The following is a 20,128-nucleotide window of genomic DNA, read 5'->3' as shown; positions in this document are numbered from 1 at the left end:
GGGTGGTGCTGCGGTTGGCGGAACGTTGCGCGCGCCTCCACCACCCCCAACCCCCTCCTCTGGAAGTGAAGCTGTCCCGAAGGGACAACAGGAGGGGGCTTATGGCCGCGAGCGTCGGGAAAAGAAGGGCGGCCCCCTGCCAGGAGCCGCCCTTGGTGGACCGGGGGTGCGTATCAGGAAACCCCGGTCGGGAGGTTAGAACGTCCGTTTGATGCCGACCCGGACCTGGCGCGGTTCGACCACGCGGCTGTTGCGGCCTTCGATGCCGCCGGCGGGTTCGCCCGGCAGGCGGGTTGCGTAGAAGTAATCGATGTCGTGGGCGTCGGAATCGAACGCGTTGAGCAGCTCGCCGTAGAGCTCCCAGCCCTTGAAGCCGGTCCAGGCGGCGCGGAAGTTGACCAGAAGCGTCTCCTCGCCGGTGACCGAGTTGTCCTCGATCAGCGGGTGCGGCCCGAGATAGCGGACCCGCCCGGCGGCGTTCCAGTCCGGGAAGATCGCAGAGACGCCGAACTCGCCCGCGCTTTCCAGCGCGCCCGGCACGAAGTCCTCGCCTTCGGGCAGGCCGAGGTAGCGGGCGTCGGACCCGGTCCAGACTGCGTCGACCGCCAGCCACTCGTTGGGCTTGAAGAAGGCGGTCAACTCGTACCCGTGGCGCTTCGCCGGATCGCTCGGCTCGACGGCCCCGGAATCGCCGACGTAGATCAGCTCGCTATCGATCTTGCTCCACCAGTAGACGCCGGTCAGGATCAGCCCGCCGCGCTCCACGCGCGCGCCGATTTCCTTCATAGTGCCTTCGACTAGGCCGGGGGCCGGGTCGGTCGGGCTGGTCACCCCGCGCGCGTCGTTCGAGTGGAAGCCTTCGCCCCAGTTCGCATAAAGCGCGACGCCGTCCGCCACTTCGTAGTTGAGCCCGAACTTGGGCGAGACGATGTGGTCCTTCTCCAGCCCGCTCCAGCTGTTCGCGCCGGCCAGGGCTTCGGTTTTGAAGCGGTACCAGTCGCCGCGCAGCCCGGCGATCAGCATCAGGCGGTCGACCGGCCGGACGATCGCTTCGGAGTAGACTCCGATGCTGCTCTCGTCCGCCTTGAAGGCGCCGGCGGTGAACTCGGTCTCTCCGGCGATCGTCTCGTCCAGGCCGACAGGGTCGATCATGTCGTGCCGCAGCTCGCTGCCGAAGCGGAGCGAGACGCGGTCGGTCAGGTCGAACGTCCGCTCGATCCGCCCGCCGAGGGTCCAGCGTTCCTCGTACTGGCGCAGCTGATCGCCGTTCACCGGATCGTCGAGGAAGAAGGTGAAGTTGGAGAGCAGGCTCCAGTCGTAGTGCTGCGCCCAGGCGGTCAGCCTCCAGTCCGCGTCGCGGTAGCCGAGCGTCAGGACCTGGCGTTCGGTGGTGCCGCGCAAGGTCGGGTCGAGCGTGCCGTATGCGTCCTCCACTAGCGTGCCGATGGCCCGCTCCGGGATCTGCTCGGTCGGCGCCCAGCTCGCGTCGAAGACGTTGAGCGAGGCCTGGAACTTGCCGGCGCCGAGCGGCGCGGAGTACTTGAGCAGGCCGGAGTAGCCGTCGAAATCCTCCGGCAAGGCCCAAGGGCCGTTGTAGAACTTGGCCTGGCCGACCGCGAGCAGGTTGCCGCCGCCGACTTTCGCCGAGCCGCCGGCCACGAAGCGGCGGTAATCGTACATTCCCACCTCGGCGAGGGCGAACGGCTCCATCGTGTCGTGCGTGGTGATGAAGCTGGAGCCGACGAAGCTGAAGTCTCCGGTGTCGGCACGGTAGGGACCTTTGCGGTAATCGACCCGCTGCACGGTCTCGGGGATCAGCCCGTTGACGTCGAGGTACCCCTGACCGTGGCCATGGGTGCGGAAGTTCATCGGCATGTCCTCGATGTAGACGGCATAGTCGGTGCCGTGATCGAGGTTGAAGCCGCGCAGGAAGTACTGGTTGGCCTTGCCGCCGCCGGAATGCTGGGTGGCGATCAGGCCTGGTGTGGCCTCCAGCAGCTCGGCCGGGCGCAGCAGCGGGCGGATCTCGATGTCCGCGCCGGCGATGCCGCCTTCGCTGGCGGCGATGGCTTGGCCGATGCGCTGCTCCCCGCGGCCGTAGACGATGATCTGCGGCATGTCCGTGATGATCGTGGGCTCGGCCGGCTCACCATCTGACGACTGGTCGGCTTCCTGTGCCGAGGCGGAAGTCGGGTGCATGCCGGCGAGCACCGCTCCGACCAGGAGCGGCAGGGTGTTACGCGCTGTTGCGCGGCGGAAAACTGCGATATTCAAGTCCAAGTCCGATCAGGCGATGTCGTGTTCGAAGCGACAATCGCGAGCCGTCCTCGCCAATCCAAGTTAATTACGGTAATGCGCGGTAACAGCACGTTACAGTGGGCAGAGGGGAAATGGACGAGGCGCAGGCCGGGTTTGCGAGGGAGGTGGAGCGGGTTCGCGCAAGCGGGCTGGTCGGCCGCGCCGGGCGCTTGCGCGAGCTGTTCGACTTTCTTGCCGCTCGCGGACCGGATGCCGCTCCGGCCAGCCAGGCCGAGATCGCCGAGACCGTGTTCGGCCATGACGGTGCCGATGCCGACGACGCGACCGCCCGCGTCTACATCCACCGGCTGCGCAAGCGCCTCGAGCAGTTCTACGATCGTGAGGGCACTGCCGGCGGCCGGCTGGTCCTGCCCGCCGGCACTTACGCACTCCATTTCCGGGCGGCGGAGACGGAAGCGCCGCCTGAACCCCGCTCGCGCTCCCGCCGCTGGCTGATCCCGGTGCTGGCGCTGCTCGCGCTCGCCGCGGCGTTCCTTGCCGGCCGCAGCCTGACGGGCGGTGGTGACGAGACCGAGGCTAACGCGATCTGGCAGCCGTTCCTCGAATCCGAGCGGCCGATCATGATCGCCGTGGGCGACTACTACATCTTTGGCGAGATCGATCCGCTACGGCCGGAAGAGGGCCGCCTGATCCGCGACTTCGCGATCGATACTCCGACCGACCTCGCCCGCGCGCAGGAAGCCGATCCGGACCGCTACGGCGCGAGCCAGGATATGGGGCTCAACTACCTGCCGTTCTCGAGCGCCTATGCCCTGCAGGCGCTGATGCCTGTCCTCGCGCAGCATCCGCAGCCCGTCGCCGTCATGCCCGCTTCGCAAGTGACCAGCGGTACGTTCCAGGATTTCAACGTGGTCTACATCGGCCTGATCAGCGGCATGGGGCTGATCGAGGACGTCAACTTCATGACCTCCGGCTTCGCCGTGGGCGAGAGCTACGACGAACTGATCGACGTCGAATCCGGCCGCCGCTACGTGAGCGGAGAAGCCCGCTCGCTCGCCTCAGGTCGGTACTATCGCGATTATGGCTATCTCGCCCGCTTCCGGGAACCCGGCGGAGCGCTCGTGGCGGTCGTCGCCGCCGAGCGGGATACCGGGCTGCGAGGCCTGGCCCCGCTGGCCGTGTCCGCTGAGCATCCGGAGGCGCTAGCCGGTCTGGTGGAGGACGGTGCGCCGTTCGAGACCCTCTACGAGATCACCGGCCAACAAGGCGCTGACCTCGACGAGAGAGTCGTGCTGGCGAGGGCCCGGCCGTAAAGGACCGCTCCTCCTCCTCAGAGGAGGGGCAGCGGGACTTGGTGAGCCGTAGGCGAACCTAGTCGCAGCGGGGTGGTGCTGCGGTTGGCGAAACGTTTCGCGCGCCTCCACCACCCCCAACCCCCTCCTCTGGAAGCGAAGCTGTCCCGAAGGGACAACAGGAGGGGGCTTACCCGCGTCTCAAGGCGTCTCGAGCAGCCCGGCGGTGCGTTCGAGCAGGTCCATCACACGGCCGCGCATGGTCTGGTCGCAGCGGACTTTGGGGATGGCGACCGAGAGCGCGCCGGCCGCTTCGCCGCCGATCGTGACCACCCGGCCGATGCTGAAGATGCCGAGGTTGAATTCCTCGTCGGTGAAGGCGAAGCCGGTCTTGCGGGTCTCGGCGATTTCCTTGCGCAGGGCTTTTTCCGCGGTGATCGTGTTGGCGGTGAAGCGGCTGCGCTCGGTCTCGGCGAAGTAGCGGTCGAGCTCCTCGTCGCTGAGCGCGGCGAGCAGCGCCTTGCCGGAAGCAAGCGGGTGCATCGGCACGCGGTTGCCGGTGGGGACGGCGTAGCGCAGCGCCTGCTCGCTGGACTCGGTGACCAGCGCTTCGACGTCCCAGCCTTCGCGCACCCAGAAGGTGGTCGTCTCGTTGAGTTGGATGCGCAAGGTGCGCACCAGCGGCGCGGCGCGGTCGGCCAGCGAGTATGCCTCGGCATGCATCTGCAGCTTCTGCAGCCCGGGGCCGGGCGAATAGCGGCGCCCTTCGCGCAGCAGGTAGTTGCGCTCGACCAGGGTGGCCAGCAGGTAGGACAGGCTCGAAACCGGGATGCCGAGGGCGGTGGCGATCTCCTGCGCGACGAGCGGGCGCGGGTGGGCGACGACGTATTCGATGATGTCGAGCGTTCGGGTGGCCGATTTCACCTGGCTGGACTGGATGCCGGGTTGGACGCCAGACTGCTCGATGGTGGCCATGCCGCTATCCGATCCGTTTCTCTGCGATATCAGCGCCTTCGCGCAAGGCGGCGAGCTTCTTCCAGGCGACGACCGGGTCGATCTTGCCGTATCCGGCGAACGTCCCGAAGCCGCAGTCGCTGCTGGCGACGACCCGGTCCTTGCCCACGAAGCTCGCGAAACGCTCGATACGTTGGGCGATCAATTCGGGAGTTTCGAGGTAGTTGGAGCAACTGTCGATCAGCCCGGGAGCGAGAATCTTGCCGCTGGTGTCGGCCGCCTTCCACACGGTCCATTCGTGCTCGTGGCGCGGGTTGGCGGCTTCGAACAGGATCGTGGCCGGGCGGGCGGCAAGGACCACGTCGATGATCTTTTCGAGCGGGATGTCGAAGTCGTGCGGGCCTTCGTAGTTGCCCCAGCACACGTGCATCCGCAGCATTTCCGGCGGAATGTTCGCGGTCGCTGCGTTGAGCGCCTCGACATTGGCGTGAGCGACCTTGACGAATTCGTCGTCGGAGAGGTCCTGGTAGCCGGTGTGGCGGCTCATCGCCAGGTCCGGGCAGTCGAGCTGGAGCTGGAAGCCGGCCGCGACGATCGCTTCGTATTCGGGGCGCATCGCGTCCACCAGGTCGGCCAGGTAGGCTTCGTGGCTGGGGTAGAACTGGTTCGGCTGGAACGCTGTGATGAGGCCCGGGCTGGCGGAGTTCATGAACGCTTCGACGCCCCCAGAACCCTTGGCGCCGTGCATGTCGAGCGCGGAGCGGAAGCGGCGGATGTCGTCGTGCAGCGGCTGGAGGTTGACCAGCTCGACTTTGGCGATGGCGCTGGCGCGGGTAAATTCCTGGGCGCCCATGATGTGCGACAGCTTCTGGGCAAGCTCCGGCACCTGGGCGAGGTCCTTGGCCGGCTTGCGAGGCGTGTTGCCGCCGAAGCCGGAGAGGCGCTCGATGATATAGGTGGAGTACCCCACCTTCCCGAGCTCGCCGTCGCTGACGACAGAAACGCCGGCTTCCACCTGCCGTGCGACGGCGGAATCGACGGCGGTTTGGACCACGCGGTCGAACTCGGCTTCGTCGTAGGCCTCACCCTTGTCGCGGGCGAGAAGCAGCGGTACGAGTTCGGGGCCGCGCGGAAGGCTGCCGACGTGTGTGGTCTTGATCATCCTGGCCGGTATTTCAGGTATGCGAAAATTCCGCAAGGGTGAAAAGCTCTAGGCGACGAGCGCACAGCCGACGCTTTCGATCTTGCCGTCCTTCAGGTGGTAGTGGATGTATTGCCGCATCTCCTGCACTTCTCCCTTCGCGATCGGGAAGAACTGGCCGAGCCCGCGCCCCGCAAGGATTTCCGGCGTCAGGTCGGCGATGCCCTCGACCCGCACGATCCCCTCCACCGCCGCGAGTTCGTCGCTGCCGGCGAAGCGCTCCACGGTGACGGTCTCCTTCACGAACTGGTGCAGGAAGCCGTAGAAATCCTTCAACTGCTCGCGCGTGGTGATCTCCACCTTGAAGAAGGCCATCCTCGGCCGCTCGGCATAGAAGTCGAACACGGTATCGTAGTCGCGTGCGTTGAAGGCGGCGGCGTAGCGCTCGTAATCTTCGCGGGTCATGATCGCTCTCCTTGCACATGATAGTAACGACCGTTAGCAAGGAGGCAAGGCGGCCCGTGGACGGGAGCCCCGCGGGAGAGCGTGAATGGCCGAGCAGAGCGGCGATTGTTTCGATTACATCGTGGTGGGTGCGGGCAGCAGCGGGTGCGTCGTGGCGGCGCGCCTGAGCGAGGATGCGGGCACCAACGTGCTGCTGCTGGAAGCCGGCGGGCGCGACGAGCATCCGTACCTCAAGATGCCGCTCGCGTTCCTGAAAGCGATGCCCGATCCGCGCTTCAACTGGACCTATATGACCGAGCCGGAGCCGAACCTCGACGGACGGCGCCTGCCGCTTCCGCGCGGGAAGGTGATGGGCGGGTCGAGCTCGATCAACGGCATGTTCGCGATGCGCGGCCACCCCGGTGACTACGACCAGTGGGCGCAAATGGGCGCGCGGGGCTGGTCGTTCGCCGATGTCCTGCCGTACTTCCGCAAGCTGGAGGATTCCTGGCGCGGCGAGGGGACGTTCCACGGGAAGGGCGGACCGGTCCAGATCAAGCCGATCGACCTCGACGTCCTCCACCACGAGCGGATGATGGAGACCGCCGAAGCGGCCGGGTTCGCCACCAGCGAAGATCTCTGCGGCGATCAGGCCGAGGGCTTTGCCCGGGGTGAGATGACCGTCGACAGCCGGGGACGCCGGGTCAGCGCGGCATCGGCTTACATCAAGCCGGCGCTCGGCCGGCGCAATCTCGACGTGCGCTCCGGCGTGCTCGTCCACCGCGTGGTGTTCGAAGGGAAACGCTGCGTCGGTGTCGAGATCGAAGGGCCAGACGGGCCGCAGGTGATCCGCGCGCGCAAGGAGGTGATCCTTTCCGGCGGGGCTTACAATTCGCCGCACCTGCTCATGCTTTCTGGCGTCGGGCCGGCGGCGCACCTGAAGGAGCACGGCGTCGCCGTGGTCCACGACAGCCCGGGCGTCGGCCGCAACCTGCAGGAACATCCGACCGCCTCGCTCGAGTGGAATTCGCGGGAGCCGGTCACTTTCCTCAACCAGCTGCGGTGGGACCGGATCGCGCTCAACGCGCTGCGCTGGGCGGTTTTCGGCACCGGACCGATGGCCTACCAGGTCAATAGCTGCAACGTGGTGATCCGCACCCGGCCGGAGCTGGAGCGGCCCGACCTGCAGATCATGGTCAACCCGATCCGCTTCGACGCGCAGACCTGGTTCCCGGGCATCAAGGCGGTGCAGGAGCACGTGTTCTGGGCCGGGCTGGTGCAGCTCCATCCGGAAAGCCGCGGCTGGGTCGAGCTGAAGAGCGCCGACCCGCGCGAAGTCGCTGCGGTGACGCTCAACATTCTCGATACCGAAGGCGACCGGGCGCAGATGCGCGATGCGGTGCGCGCGGCGCGGAAGATCTACGGCACTGCGCCGATGGCGGACCTGCTGCGGGATGAGCGCACGCCGGGCGCGCAAGTCCAGTCCGACGACGAGCTGGACGCCTATATCCGCGCGAGCTGCTATGTGGCCCAGCATCCCGTCGGCACTTGCGCGATGGGCATGGGCGAGCAGTCGGTGGTCGACAGCGAACTGCGCGTGATCGGCGTCCAGGGCCTGCGCGTCGCCGACGCCTCGATCATGCCGACCGTGCCCGGCGGCAACACCAACCTGCCGTGCATCATGGTAGGCGAGAAAGCGGCCGACCTGATCAAGGGCCGAGTGCTTCCGGCCGCCGAACTGCCCCGCCGGCGCGAGGCCGCATGAGCCGCACGGCGCAGGAAGAGGCGAATCTCAAGCTGGTGCTCGATATGTTCGAGCACGTGCTGAACCCGATGGATTCGGCCGCCGTCGAGCGGTTCATTTCGCCGGACTACATCCAGCACAACCAGATGGCCGCGCCGGGGCGCGAGGCGCTGAAGGCGTTCCTCGACATGATCCGCGAGCAGACGCCGGAAGCGGTGCACGACGTGAAGCGGGCGTTTGTCGATGGCGACCATGTCACGGTGCACTACCACGTGCGCCGCTGGCCGGGCGATCCGGGCTGGGCGGTGATCGACATCTTCCGCATCGAAGGCGGGATGATTGCGGAGCACTGGGACGTGATGCAGGACGTCGTCGATGGCGGGCCGAACCCGATCTCGCAGTTTTGATGGAAGTCTCCCTGCCAAAGTTTCGTCATGCTGAACTCGTTTCAGCATCCATCGGGCCGCGAGCGCGGAGCACGATGGCTGGCGTTTGCTTCGGCCGGGCGCGCTTCGACTGCGGGCTCCGCGCGGGCGGAGGAATGGGCCCTGAAACGAGTTCAGGGTGACGGGAGGGGAGTGGTGGGTGCTGTGGGTAGGGAAATGAACCGCCACTCCTGCCAAACTCGTCATGCTGAACTCGTTTCAGCATCCATGGGGCCGCGAGCGCGGAGCATGGTGGCTGGCGTTTGCTTTCAGCGGGGTGCGCTTCGACTGCCGGCTCCGTGCGGACGGAGGAATGGGCCCTGAAACGAGTTCAGGGTGACGGTTCGAGAGAGGTGGGTGCAGGCTTGGTACCTGCATCGTGGTGAGCAGGTCTGGGGAGTGATATGAGGTTCAAGGACAAAGTCGTACTCGTGCTGGGGGGCAACAGCGGTATGGGGCTGGCGGCGGCGAAAGCTTTCGCGGCGGAGGGGGCGAGGGTCCATCTCACCGGGCGCAATCGGGAGACGATCGACCAGGCTGCGGCCGCGATCCCGCGAAGCACGGGGCACCAATCGGACATTGCCGATGTCGGCTCCACCGAGGAGGTGGTGGCGCAGGTTGAAGCGGCGGATGGCCGCATCGACGTGCTCTACGTCAACGCAGGGGTCGGCGGGTTCGCGCCCTTGCGCGGGATCACCGAAGCGGATTGGGACCATGTCCACTCGATCAACCTGAAGGGCTGCGTGTTCGCGGTGCAGAAGGCGCTGAGGATTATGGGCAAGGGCGGCTCGATCGTGGTCACCGGCTCGATCGGCGCGCACGGCGCGATCGAGGGCAACGGCACTTACTCGGCGGCGAAAGCCGGGCTCCACATGGCGATGAAGGTCTTCGCCAAGGAACTGGTCGCGGAAGGCATCCGCCTGAACATGGTCAGCCCGGGGCCGATCGAGACGCCGCTGCTCTACCGCAATCCGGGAATGAGCGACGCCGACGTGGAAAAGCTGAAAGAGATGATGATCGAGAATATCCCGATGCACCGCATGGGGACGAGCGAGGAAGTGGCCAAAGCCGTGCTGTTCCTCGCCAGCGAGGACGCCAGCTTCATCACCGGCGCCAACCTGTTCGTCGACGGCGGCCTGCTGGAGTTGCGCTGATGCCCGAGTTTAACGACACGACCCCATTCACCCCGCCGTTCTCGGACATCGACAACCCGCGGCTCGAACTCGCGATGGAAGTGCGGCTGACTTTCCCCGAGGTCCATACGATCGCGCCGCACCCCAGCGGCGGCATGCGCACGGCCGTTCTGGTGAAGGGCGGCACGTTCGAAGGCCCGCAACTGAAGGGGCGGGCGATCCCCGGATCGGGCGGCGACTACGCCTACTTCCGGCCCGACGATGTGGCGGTGTTCGACGCCCGCTATCTGCTTGAGGAGGATGACGGCACCGTGATCCTCCTCAACAACCGCGGCTTCCTGTGGGGGCGCAAGCCGGACACGATGGAGCGCCTGCGCGACTGGGCTTTCAAGGGCGGCGAACCCGTGCCGCACGAGGAGTATTACCTGCGCGGCAACCCGACGTTCGAATGCCCCGTGGGCAAACACGACTGGCTGACCAAGCACGTCTTCATCGGCGTCGGCGAGCGGCGCAGCGACGGCAACCTGCTGCGGTACTACGCGCTGGTCTGAAGGGACTGGCGGTATCCTCGGCGCCGTCTGTTCCGGAGCGTGCCGGGTGTCGCTGGCTCACGGTAACGGCAGGCTCCGGGCGGGCGGAGAAATGGGCCCTGAAACAAGTTCAGGGTGACGGTTGGGGAGAGGTGGAGCAGGCTTGGCGCCTGCAGCCACCATCGTCATGCTGAACTCGTTTCAGCATCCATCGGGCCGCAAGCTCGGAGCGCGCCGGTTGGCGCTGGCGTGCGGTCGGGCCGCTTCAACCGCGGGCTCCGCGCAGGCGAAGAAATGGGCCCTGAAACGAGTTCAGGGTGACAGAACCGGAGGCACCCGGACAAACCCAAACCGGCGAGCGGCTGCGGCTGGACGCGGGCGCTCGGGAGCGATAGTCTCGGCCCCGGTCCGGGGAGAGCCGCGACCAGACAAACACAACGACAACGACAAAAATGTCGCTCGGGGGAGTTCAATATGCCTGCACTTTTCGCACTTGCCTTGTCCGTCGGCGTGCTCGCCGTCATCGACACCTGGCTTTATGTTGGCCCGCTTGCCGCAACCAGCCTGGCGGGGCTCGTCTGGATCTCGTTCATCGCCTGGGGCTGCCACTTCCACTCCGGTGGCGGCGTCAAGGGCAGCACCACGACGGTGGCCTGCATGACCTGGGGCGCGCTGGTCGGCATGGTCGCGGTGATCCTCGCCGGCGGGGCGTTCGCCGGGCTCGGCACGATGGCCGCTCCGATCGCGGTCGGCCTCGGCGCGGCGCTGATCTGCCTGTCCTCGGCCGTCGGCCTGCTTTCGACGATCCCGGCGAGCGTCTACGGCTTCGCCTCGATCGCCGGCCCGATCCTGCTGCAGGAGCGGACCCCGCAGGAAGCCCTCCTGCCGGTCGTCTGCTCGGTGATTATCGGCGCCGCATTTGGCTACGTTTCCGAAATGCTCGCCAACGCGCTGACCAAGAAGAACGCACCGTCGGCCGAAGCCACCGCGGTCTGATCCTCGCTGCAAACGAGAAGGGCCCCGCCGGCTCATCCGGCGGGGCCTTTTCTGCGTCTGGGCCTTCGGAAGGTTGCCGTTGAGTAAGCGCGGGAAAAGAGGAGGGGGTTGGGGGTGGTGGAGGCGCAGTGCGACTCCGCCTTAGTGTTCACGCGGAGACGCGGAGGATTTCGCGCTCGCAGAGGCGCAGAGGCGCAGAGAGGAATGTCGAGACGCTCATCATCTCAAGCCGGCAAGTCTCACAGCTCGTCACCCCCGCGAAAGCGGGGGCCCATGGACCCTGGGTTCCCGCTTTCGCGGGAATGACGTTGGGGGAGAGGTTCACAACTTTCCCTCCGCGCCTCTGCGCCTCTGCGAGCGCATAAAACAAGCCCCGCGAGACGCCTCCACCACCCCGCTGCGACTAGGTTCGCCTGCGGCTCACCAAGTCTCGCTGCCCCTCCTCTGAAGAGGAGGGGGCGGGAGGATTTGGATCAGGCCTTACGCCTGCAGCTTGCTGGCGTTCAGCTTTTCGCGGCTGACCCAGGTGCCGTGGACCTGGCTGCGCAGGGGCAGGCCGGTCCGGACTTTGGCGACGGGGCCTTTCGCCACCTCGCCCGCATTGATGATCCACAGCTCGGACGTGTAGTCGCCCGGCACTTGCTGTGAGGGGTCGGGGTGGTTCGGGATGTCGATCACGCTCAGCAGCCAGCCGTCATGGCCGGGCTCGCTCGAGGGCACGTGGGCCGGCTCGCTGATCGCCGCGCCGGGGGGCACGCCCATCAGTTCGAGGCGGCCGTTGCCGACTTCGATCCGCAGCAGCGCGTTGAAGTTGGCGCCGACCGGGCCGCCGGGCATCGGCGGTCCGCCTTGCGGGTTCATGCTGAGGTACCAGGCATGGCTGTAGGGCCGCCCCTGGTCGGCGTCCGCCAGCCGCGGCAGGTCTCCCGGAGGGCCGAGCGGCCGCTCGTGGATCTGCGGGTCGGCTTGGGACATGTCGATCGTCCAGCGGGTCAGCGCGCCCTGGATTTCCTGCTGGGGTTTGTCGATCCCGCCGGCTTCGCGCATGAAGCCGAACGCATTGGTTTCGGTCAGGCACAAGTCGATGTGGACGAGGTCGCCGTCGTCGTAGGCGTTGACTTGGTGGAAAGAGGAGACGCCCGGCGGACCCTTGATCCACTTCATTTCCGAGACTTTGCCGTAGCGCGGCATGATCCCGATCCAGCTTTCGAGGTCCTGATGGTGGGCCCAGTGCGGGCCGCCGGCCTTGAGCCGCTCGAGGTCGGCGAGCGTGGGGAAGATCGGGAAGATGGCGTACTTCCCGGTGATCACGAAGTCGTGGATCGTCGCGCAATAGGGCTGCTCGAACCACTGCTCGCTGGTGAGGTTGCCGTCCTTGTCGGCGATGCCGTAGGCGACATCGAGGCTGCACAGGCCGCCGGCCTCGTAGCCGAAGAAGAACATCTCGCCCGTCTCCGGATCGATGCGCGGGTGGGCGGTGAACGTCTCCGAGCGGAGCGCGCCGTAATAGTCCCACTTGCCCGCCGTTTCGAGCGTGTGCGGGTTGATCTCGTAGCCGCGGCCATCTTCCTTGGTCATGAACAAGCGGCCGCCGTGCCACACGGGCGTGGTGTTGGCGACGGTGCGGTCGACACCCTGGACGCTCGGGTCGTCGGTGAAAGGATTGCGGTAGCGGCCGAACAGCGCGCGGCGGGCCTTCTTCTCGGCCTTGTAGCGCTCGGTCTCGACGTACCTGATGTCGTAATCGACCGCGCCGTTCTCGAAGTTGAACCGCGCCACCATTCCGTCGGCGTTAAGGGCGATGTCGTCCTCGAACATCGGGGTATGGGCGCTGTCCGGCACTGCGCGGAAGAACGCCCCTTCGATCTCGCGCGGGATCTGGCCCTCGACGTCGAGATTGCGGACGGAAATCTCCAGTCGCCGCGGGGTGTTGCTGCCGATGAAGTGGATCGTCTGCGGAAAGGCACCCATGGCCCCGGTCTCCCTTGATTCTTTAGCGCCGAACCGTAACACCTGTTACATTGGTGACAAGGTTCGGCTTGAGCGAACGCAACCGGGGAGCGGGGTTTGGCCAGCAAGGAAGAGAACCGCGATGCTGTCGCGGAACGGAAGCCGGGGATCAGCGAACCGGCCGGCCGGGTCGGCACGTTGCACCGCCTGCTCAAGCTGACCAACCGGCTGATGGCGCCGTTCTCGACGCATTTGTCGCACCGCTACAACATCAGCCTCAACGAGTTCCGCCTGCTGATGGCGATCGGCCGCACCGGAGCCAGCGCCAGCCACGAACTGGCCGAGCACACCGGCGTCAACGCGATGAGCGTGAGCCGCGCGGTCGCCACGCTCGAGCGCAACGGGCGCATCAAGGTGGAGACCGACCCGAGCAACCGCCGCCGCAAGGTCCTGCGCCTGACCGAGGAGGGCGCACGGCTCTACGAGGTCATGCGCCCGCAGACGCAGCTCGTGGCCGACTACCTGGTTGACGGCCTGCCCGAAGCCGATATCGCCAAGCTCGACGAGCTGCTGGGCAAGCTGATCGCCCGGCTCGAAGCCCAGGACGAACAAGGCCGCTCGCTGTTCATCGAGAGCACCAAGCCGGCAGAGGACCAGGACGCATGACCGAAGACGAACGCCGCGCCATCGAGGCGGATTGCGAGCGGCTGATCAAGCTCTACGTCAATCTCAACGACGCGCAGGACTGGCAGGCGGTCGCTGCGCTCTACACCGAGGATGCGCGCTTCGCCCGGCCGAGCAAGCCGGACGCGTTCGTGGAGGGGCGGGCGGCGATCCTCGAGAGCTTCCTGGCGCGCCCGGCGCGGGCGCAGCGGCACGTGATCGCCAACACCGTGGTGGACGTCGAAGGGCCGGACTCCGCGCGGGCTTTCAGCGTGATCGTGCTCTACCAGGGTGAACCGGCGCAGCCCGGCGAATTGCCGGCCATGGATCCGAAGTCTCCGCTGATCGGCACGTTCCGCGACCGCATCGTGCGCACGGCGGAAGGTTGGCGCTTCGCCGAGCGGGTGGGCGGGCTCGACTTCAGGCCGTGACGGGTTCCGCGCCGCCGGCCCGGATGGCTCGCGGCACCAGCAGAACCAGACCCGCGCAGATCACGACCGGGATCGCCAGCGCCAGGAAATAGCCGGCCGGCGAGATGCCCCGGTCGATCAGGGCCGCACCCATGACCGGCGCGGCGATTGCCCCGATCCGTGAAATCGCCACCGCGGCGCCGATGGCGGTGGAGAGCACGCGGCTGGGGAACAGCTTGGGGCTCAGCGCCATCAGCGCGGTGTGGATGCCGGTGATGCCTCCGCCGGCGACCAGCAGGAGAACCCCCCAGGTCAGCGCCTGCGCGGGGGTCGCCCAGATCGCCAGGAGGCTGGCCGCGACGACCGCATAGCCGAGCGCCAGAGTCAGCCCGGCCTTCCACCTGTCGAGCAGGAAGGCGAGGCCGATCCCGACGACCAGTCCGCCGCCCTGCAGCAGCCCCTGGATGCGCGCGGCCAGGTCCACGCTGAACCCCGCCTGCGGCAGGAGCACAGGAGTCCACCGCACCAGCATGTAGAGCGCGATCGCGTTGATCATGTAGGTCATCGCGAAGACCATGAGCGGGAACAGCAGCGGCGGGCGGAGAAGCTCCACCAGTGGAACTTTGGCGGCCGAGGGTGCGCGCGTGTGAGCGGGCCGGCCGCCTTGCAGCACCACCATCAGTGCCAGACCCAGCAGGAAAGCCAGCGCGGCAGGCAGGAAGAACAGCATCCGCCAGCTTCCCAGCCCGACCACTTCGGGCGCGGTGAACCCGGCCAGCATCGCGCCGATCGCGATCCCGGCCGAAACGATCGCCATGACGGTCGACCGCCGGCCCGCCGGCGCGAGCTCCGCCGAAAGCGCGGAGACGTTGGCGAGGCAGGCGCCCAGGGCCGTCCCGGTCAGCAGGCGCCAGATCGCGAATGCGGTGGTGTCGTTCGATAGCCCCGTAGCTAGCGTGGCTACGGCGATGCCGAAGCAGCCGCCGACGATGATCGGCTTGCGGCCGATCCGGTCCCCCAATGGCGCGACCAGCAGCGCCCCGATACCGAGCCCGAGAAGATCGGCCGATTGCACGACGGCAAACGCGGTCGGCGCCAGCCCCAGCTCCGGCGCGAGCCACGGAATCGCCAGGGCCATCGCGTTGAGATCGTAGCCATCGATCAGCATGACGACGGCGAGAAGGGCGAGGGGGAGAAAGCGGTGGGTGCCGGTCATACCGTCCTCGCCCAAACCGAACCGCACATAGTCCCGTTCGTCCTGAGCTTGTCGAAGGACCGCTCTTTCTTCAGGCGCAGCGCCGAAAGCAAGGACTGCCCTTCGATAAGCTCAGGGCGAACGGAACAGGGAAAGCGGTTCGTTCTCATCGCGCATCCCATGGAGAGGGCATGTGGTAGGGGACGGTGATGAAGTTCGCCTCGATCTGCTCGATCGCGCCGGAGCGGATCTTGAAGGCTTCGGAGAGGTAGAACGTGTGCGGCCGGCGGATGGGACTGCTCACCCTAGTGCCGTCGGTCAGCTCGTATTCGCCGAGTGTGCCGCAGTGGTCGATGAAGCCGTGGGCGAACACGATGCCGCGCTCCTCGTCCACCAGCGGGAAGCGGCGGGCACGCAGGCGGTCGTCGTAGCGGTAGTTGCCGAGGCGGAGCTGCTCTTCGCATGGCAGGCCGGCCACCGGCACGAAGAAGTCGGGATTGTTGGTCGTCTGCACGCCGTTTTCGATGCGGTTGCAGGTGGGGTGAAACGTCGTGTGGATCGAGCCGTCGTTCTTCTCGAGCGTGGAGAAATATCCGTCGGCGAGCGCGATCATCTCGGCGCGCGAGCAGCGCTCGCTTTCCGGCACCGGGGTTTCCATTACCGGCTTGCGCTCGAACTTCGGGTCCGGGAAGACCAGCGCCTCGTCCGCCTGGCGCACGACGATCGTCTCGACCTCGGCGATCGCGTCGCCGCGCAGGCCGATCCGTATGCACGCGCCGGAGGTGTCGCGGGTCTCCGTGACAGTGGTGAACAGCGCGACCTGGCCGGTCACCTCGTCTGCGAAGCGCAAGTCGTAAGGGCCGCGTGCCGTGATCGTGTTCCACAGCCCGTCGCCGGGCTCGAGCGCGACGTTGTTCTCGGTCGTCAGCGCATCCGAAGTCCAGTCGAGCGGCCCGGGATCGTGCGCCAGGAGCGCGTCCAGATAGCGGTCGAGCGCAGCGTAGAGTTCATCGCGCGTGGCCAATGCAATCCTCCCCTCGTCCCCCTCTTATGCGAGGGCTGACTTGACTCCGGCAAGCGGTAGCTGAAAAGTAACGACCGTTAAAGTCGCGATGGAGCGGCCACGGCGCGGGAAAGGACACGAAGGCACTTCATCATGGCAGACGCCCCACTTCCACCGGACTTCACGCTGCAGAAGCTGACGCAGGCGCAGCGCGCGTTCGAGAGCGCGCTCGGCGCCGGCAAAGTGTTCTTCGAGGATCTCGACCGAGTCACTTACCAGGATAAGTTCGCCGTCCAGGACAGCGCCCACCTTCCCGCGGGCGCGATCGCGCCGACGACAGTGGAGGAAGTGCAGGCGGCGCTGAAGGTCGCTAACCAGTACCGCCTGCCCCTGTGGCCGATCAGCCGCGGCAAGAACCTGGGCTACGGCGGCAGCGCGCCGCTGCTGTCGGGCAGCGTGGTCATGGACCTTTCGGGCATGAAGAAGATCGAGTTCGACGAGGAGTTCGGCACCGTGCTGCTCGAACCCGGCGTCGGGTTCTACGATCTCTACGACTACATTCAGGCGAACAACCTGCCGTACTGGCTGTCGACCCCGGGCAACTCGTGGGGCTCGGTCGTCGGCAACGCGCTCGACCGCGGCGTAGGCTACACGCCCTACGGCGAGCACACCAAGAACATCTGCGGCCTGGAGGTCGTGCTGCCGACCGGCGAAGTGGTGCGCACCGGCATGGGCGCTTTCTCGAACGCGCCCACGTGGCAGGCCTATCCGTTCGGCTTCGGCCCCGGGTGGGACCAGATGTTCGTGCAATCCAACTTCGGCGTCGTGACCAAGATGGGCATGTGGCTGATGCCGGAGCCCGAGAGCCTGATGGGCATGGACGTCGAGTTCGACCGGCCCGAGGATCTCAAGGCAATGGTCGACACCATCGGGCCGCTGCGGCGTGAACGGGTGCTGCAGCAGAGCCCCAGCATCGGCAACTGGCTGCGCGCCGCTGCCGTGGCGACCACGCGCGACGAGTGGACCGACAAGCCCGGCGCGCTGGAAGATCACGTGATCGATGCCATCCGCAAGCGCTTCGGGCTCGGCTGGTGGGGCGTTTCGCTGCGGCTTTACGGGCGCGAGGACGTCAACAAGGCGGCCTACAAAGTGCTCGAGAAGGCGATGAATGACATCAACCCGATGCTCATCAAGCCGACCACCTGGCGCAAGGGCGAGCCGATGGAGTATTCCGGCTGGACCGGCACGCCGATCACTTTCCCGATGCAGAACGCCAACTGGTACGGCGGACGCGGCGGGCACATCGGCTTCAGCCCGATCATCCCGCAGAGCGGCAGCGCGGCACTCGCCCAGTTCCAGCGGACTTATGCGCGCTACAAGGAATACGGCATGGACTACCAGGGCAGCTTCGCTTTCGGCGAGCGGCACCTGACCAACGTCAACGCGATGCTGTTCAACAAGGACGATCCGGCGATGATGGCCAAAGTCGATCCGTTCTTCCGCCAGCTCGTCGCGGACGCGAAGGCGCAAGGCTACGGCGAGTACCGCACGCACCTCGACTACATGGACCTGGTGGCGGACAGCTACGACTGGAACGGCGGCGCGCTCGGCAAGCTCAACAGCAAGGTGAAGGACGCGCTCGATCCGAACGGCATCCTCGCGCCGGGCAAGAACGGGATTTGGCCGAAGGGCCTCGGAGGCAGGGCATGAACATCGATCGTCATCCCGGCGAACGCCGGGATCGCGGGCTTCCGGGCGGAACCCTGCTGAACGCACCACGGGGCCAGCGGTCCCGGATCAGGTCCGGGACGACGGCTGTGCTGGCTGCACTGGCTCTGGCCGGATGCGCGGCTTCCGCGCAGGACGGCGGAGCGGAAACGGCTGCGGGCGAGCAGCCCACCGGTTCGGCGCCCCACGCCAACGCCGCCGCCCCGCCGCCCGCCGGTGGGCCGCCGCCCGCTCCCAAGCCGATCACCCTGGCGAGCCGCTCCGGCGCGAGTGGCGGAGAGGCGCTGTACGTCGAGCACTGCATGAGCTGCCACGGCCCGAACGGCATGGGCACTGGCCTGCTTGCACGGCGGGTGCAGCCGGCGCTTCTCGAAGCGCGCGACAACCTCGCCGCGCAGTATGTGATTGTCGCCGCCCGCCGGGGGATCGGCAACATGCCGCCGATCCCGCGCGGCGAAGTTAGTGACGCAGAGCTGCAGGCCATCGCCGATTACCTCGCAGCCGGCCCGCACGAGGCGGCGCGATGATCCGCGTGACAAGGCGCGGCGCGCTCGCCGGCGCGCTGGCAGTGCCGACGGTCGCGGGGCTCGCCCACTGGCGCTGGCGGCATGGGGAGCGCTCGGTTTTGCTGCACGATCCGGCGTTGGAGGCGGGCCGGCGATTCGCTGCGGCGGGCGAGCAGCGCGGTGGAGAGGTGCGGGCAATCGAGGGCGATCGTGTGCGCTTCGCGAAAGGCCTGCTCGCGGAGCGGCCGGCTCTGATCGCCGGGGTGAGCCGCCACGCCGACTTCATCCTGATCGAGGATGTCGCGCGCGAGGCTAGATATCGGTCTGCTGCGACGGTGTATGGTCGGGTCGGGCAGTGTGCTGGGCACGAGTGCTCGCCCGGCTGGCAGTCGCTTGGGCGGTTGGCGAGTGCTGCGGGGCAGGGATGGGTCGAGGCGTTGGCGGAGTTTGCGGTGAAGCCGGGTGCGGCGGGCGGAGCGATGCTTGGTAGTGTTGCTCCCGGGCGGAGCGATGCTGGGCTGGTGCTCGGGTGGGTGTTGGCGCCGCTGAGGTAGCGCCGGAGCCCTCATCCAACTTCGGCTAGGCAACAAGTTGCCAAGCCTCCGTATCCTTCTCCCACGAGTGGGAGAAGAAGTGGTGCCGACAAGTGATAGCCTTAACTCCTTCTCCCACTGGTGGTAGAAGAAGGGGTGTCGAGTAGGAAGTGTGTGCTGCCCGGACCCCTTCTCCCACTGGTGGGAGAAGGATAGCGCAGCTTGCGAGCGAAGCGAGCTAGCGAAGCTTGGATGAGGGCGGGGGTGGCGGCGGGCGAAACCGCGAAGGCCGCGCTTCGCATTCGGCCAGGATTCGCTCCAGCACCCCATCGAGGTTCTCATTCACCTCGAAGTTCCAGAACCGGATCACGCAATACCCAAGCCGCTCCAGCCGCGCAGTCCGCGCCACATCGCATGCGCCGCCATGCTGCCCCCCATCAAGCTCCACAATCAACCGCTTCTCGGCGCAGAGGAAGTCCGCGACATACGGCCCGACGGTCGCCTGAAAGCGGAACTTGAACCCGCCGAGCCCGCGATTGCGCGAGTGCCGCCAGAGCCGCTTCTCCACCTCAGTGGGGTTGCGGCGCAAGACGCGAGCATGAGGACTGATCCGGTGGATCGGCATCGCATCACGATAACCGAACCTACCGCTGCTCCGAGCGCTATCGCCTCTGTTTCGGACCCATCTACTTCCGAATGATCAGCGACTCCGGCCGCTTCCTCGCGACCCACTGCCCGCGGCCGGGGAAGTTCTGCAGCACTTCGCCATCCCACAGGCGCACCGTGCGGCGGCGAAAGCGCCACTGGCCGTCAGCGCCTTTGACCGCGTGGTCGTCGTACCAGCCGGTGAAGCGCAGGACGTAGGGCGGTTCGCCTTCGCATTCGGTGACGAAAGCGAAGCCGCGCATCTTCACGCTGCCGTCGTCTTGCGGGACGTACTGCACCTGGGTCACGTGGTGCTGGCGGCCGGGGAAGCCGGGGGCGCCCGCGTAGTGGTTCATCAGTCCGCGGATGCCCTCGTGCCCTTCCCAGATGTCGGGATCTTCGAAGACTTCTTCGCTCATGACGCAGTCTTCGGTGAAGCATTCGACCAGCGCGTCGGTATCGCCGGTGTCGAGCGCCCAGCTATAGGCGGCGATCAGGTCCTGCAGGGCAAGGCGGTCTTCGATGGCGATCTTGGTCACGGCTATCCTCCTCCAGTTGCCTCAACCGTAACACTCGT

The 20,128-nt window shown here is 66.9% G+C and carries 20 protein-coding genes; 11 read left to right on the top strand and 9 right to left on the bottom strand.

Annotation, left to right across the window (positions count from 1 at the left end; translation table 11 throughout):
• Positions 1-195: 195 nt before the first annotated feature.
• Positions 196-2,274 (bottom strand): TonB-dependent receptor, encoded by a 2,079-nt coding sequence (locus tag GRI75_RS10985; protein ID WP_160747031.1) that lies wholly within the window; start codon positions 2,272-2,274, stop codon positions 196-198.
• A 116-nt stretch (positions 2,275-2,390) separates the two neighbouring features.
• On the opposite strand from GRI75_RS10985, the gene GRI75_RS10980 reads away from it, so the two are divergent.
• On the top strand, positions 2,391-3,572 hold the full coding sequence (locus GRI75_RS10980; RefSeq protein ID WP_160747030.1) for a hypothetical protein: 1,182 nt from the start codon (positions 2,391-2,393) through the stop codon (positions 3,570-3,572).
• A 180-nt stretch (positions 3,573-3,752) separates the two neighbouring features.
• Here GRI75_RS10980 and GRI75_RS10975 read toward each other — a convergent pair whose 3' ends face one another.
• From GRI75_RS10975 to GRI75_RS10965, 3 genes are read right to left on the bottom strand one after another with little or no spacing between them, the layout of a single operon-like run.
• Positions 3,753-4,526, bottom strand: a complete 774-nt coding sequence (locus GRI75_RS10975; protein ID WP_160747029.1) for an IclR family transcriptional regulator — start codon at positions 4,524-4,526, stop codon at positions 3,753-3,755.
• A 4-nt stretch (positions 4,527-4,530) separates the two neighbouring features.
• Positions 4,531-5,667 carry a cobalamin-independent methionine synthase II family protein gene (locus tag GRI75_RS10970; RefSeq protein ID WP_160747028.1) on the bottom strand — a complete coding sequence of 379 codons (1,137 nt, stop codon included), beginning with the start codon at positions 5,665-5,667 and terminating at the stop codon, positions 4,531-4,533.
• 48 nt (positions 5,668-5,715) lie between these two features.
• Positions 5,716-6,111, bottom strand: coding sequence for a nuclear transport factor 2 family protein (locus tag GRI75_RS10965; protein WP_160747027.1), 396 nt, complete (start codon positions 6,109-6,111; stop codon positions 5,716-5,718).
• Between the two features lie 85 nt (positions 6,112-6,196).
• Here GRI75_RS10965 and GRI75_RS10960 point away from each other — a divergent pair, with 85 nt between their 5' ends.
• From GRI75_RS10960 to GRI75_RS10940, 5 genes are all read left to right on the top strand, one after another.
• Complete coding sequence (locus GRI75_RS10960) at positions 6,197-7,855, top strand: GMC family oxidoreductase (protein WP_160747026.1); 1,659 nt, start codon at positions 6,197-6,199, stop codon at positions 7,853-7,855.
• Positions 7,852-8,241: a nuclear transport factor 2 family protein gene (locus GRI75_RS10955; protein WP_160747025.1), complete on the top strand. Its 390-nt coding sequence runs from the start codon at positions 7,852-7,854 to the stop codon at positions 8,239-8,241. Before GRI75_RS10960 ends, GRI75_RS10955 begins: the two co-directional genes overlap by 4 nt.
• Positions 8,242-8,663: 422 nt before the next feature.
• Entirely contained in the window at positions 8,664-9,413 is a 750-nt protein-coding gene (locus GRI75_RS10950; protein ID WP_160747024.1) for an SDR family NAD(P)-dependent oxidoreductase, read from the top strand.
• The gene (locus GRI75_RS10945) at positions 9,413-9,943 is read left to right on the top strand and encodes a DUF3237 domain-containing protein (RefSeq protein WP_160747023.1); all 531 of its coding nucleotides are present in this window, start codon (positions 9,413-9,415) and stop codon (positions 9,941-9,943) included. The genes GRI75_RS10950 and GRI75_RS10945 overlap by 1 nt, the downstream gene beginning before the upstream one ends.
• Positions 9,944-10,396: 453 nt before the next feature.
• On the top strand, positions 10,397-10,918 hold the full coding sequence (locus GRI75_RS10940) for a DUF1097 domain-containing protein (protein WP_160747022.1): 522 nt from the start codon (positions 10,397-10,399) through the stop codon (positions 10,916-10,918).
• A gap of 480 nt (positions 10,919-11,398) precedes the next feature.
• Here the strand turns inward: GRI75_RS10940 and GRI75_RS10935 are convergent, their stop codons facing one another.
• Positions 11,399-12,889 carry a carotenoid oxygenase family protein gene (locus tag GRI75_RS10935; protein WP_160747021.1) on the bottom strand — a complete coding sequence of 497 codons (1,491 nt, stop codon included), beginning with the start codon at positions 12,887-12,889 and terminating at the stop codon, positions 11,399-11,401.
• A gap of 96 nt (positions 12,890-12,985) precedes the next feature.
• Between GRI75_RS10935 and GRI75_RS10930 the strand changes: the two genes are divergently transcribed.
• Complete coding sequence (locus GRI75_RS10930) at positions 12,986-13,534, top strand: MarR family transcriptional regulator (protein ID WP_235911474.1); 549 nt, start codon at positions 12,986-12,988, stop codon at positions 13,532-13,534.
• Positions 13,531-13,962, top strand: a complete 432-nt coding sequence (locus GRI75_RS10925; RefSeq protein ID WP_160747020.1) for a nuclear transport factor 2 family protein — start codon at positions 13,531-13,533, stop codon at positions 13,960-13,962. The genes GRI75_RS10930 and GRI75_RS10925 overlap by 4 nt, the downstream gene beginning before the upstream one ends.
• On the opposite strand, the gene GRI75_RS10920 is transcribed toward GRI75_RS10925, so the two are convergent.
• The gene (locus GRI75_RS10920) at positions 13,952-15,157 is read right to left on the bottom strand and encodes an MFS transporter (RefSeq protein ID WP_160747019.1); all 1,206 of its coding nucleotides are present in this window, start codon (positions 15,155-15,157) and stop codon (positions 13,952-13,954) included. The two genes, GRI75_RS10925 and GRI75_RS10920, sit on opposite strands and share 11 nt — an antisense overlap.
• A gap of 145 nt (positions 15,158-15,302) precedes the next feature.
• A complete protein-coding gene (locus tag GRI75_RS10915; protein ID WP_202389715.1) occupies positions 15,303-16,160 on the bottom strand; it encodes a hypothetical protein in 858 nt (285 codons plus the stop codon).
• Positions 16,161-16,292: 132 nt separating this feature from the next.
• Between GRI75_RS10915 and GRI75_RS10910 the strand changes: the two genes are divergently transcribed.
• From GRI75_RS10910 to GRI75_RS10900, 3 genes are read left to right on the top strand one after another with little or no spacing between them, the layout of a single operon-like run.
• Positions 16,293-17,849: an FAD-binding oxidoreductase gene (locus GRI75_RS10910; protein WP_160747018.1), complete on the top strand. Its 1,557-nt coding sequence runs from the start codon at positions 16,293-16,295 to the stop codon at positions 17,847-17,849.
• On the top strand, positions 17,846-18,394 hold the full coding sequence (locus tag GRI75_RS10905; RefSeq protein WP_160747017.1) for a c-type cytochrome: 549 nt from the start codon (positions 17,846-17,848) through the stop codon (positions 18,392-18,394). The genes GRI75_RS10910 and GRI75_RS10905 overlap by 4 nt, the downstream gene beginning before the upstream one ends.
• The gene (locus GRI75_RS10900) at positions 18,391-18,927 is read left to right on the top strand and encodes a hypothetical protein (protein ID WP_160747016.1); all 537 of its coding nucleotides are present in this window, start codon (positions 18,391-18,393) and stop codon (positions 18,925-18,927) included. The genes GRI75_RS10905 and GRI75_RS10900 overlap by 4 nt, the downstream gene beginning before the upstream one ends.
• A 217-nt stretch (positions 18,928-19,144) precedes the next feature.
• Here GRI75_RS10900 and GRI75_RS10895 read toward each other — a convergent pair whose 3' ends face one another.
• The gene (locus GRI75_RS10895) at positions 19,145-19,531 is read right to left on the bottom strand and encodes an endonuclease domain-containing protein (RefSeq protein ID WP_160747015.1); all 387 of its coding nucleotides are present in this window, start codon (positions 19,529-19,531) and stop codon (positions 19,145-19,147) included.
• Positions 19,532-19,592: 61 nt separating this feature from the next.
• On the bottom strand, positions 19,593-20,090 hold the full coding sequence (locus tag GRI75_RS10890) for a nuclear transport factor 2 family protein (protein WP_160747014.1): 498 nt from the start codon (positions 20,088-20,090) through the stop codon (positions 19,593-19,595).
• Positions 20,091-20,128: the final 38 nt, after the last annotated feature.

It is taken from the genome of Croceibacterium soli (assembly GCF_009828065.1).
Classification (GTDB): Bacteria; Pseudomonadota; Alphaproteobacteria; order Sphingomonadales; family Sphingomonadaceae; genus Croceibacterium_B; species Croceibacterium_B soli.
The sequence above is the reverse complement of the archived record's forward strand: the minus strand, read 5'-3'. Positions and strand labels throughout refer to the sequence as shown.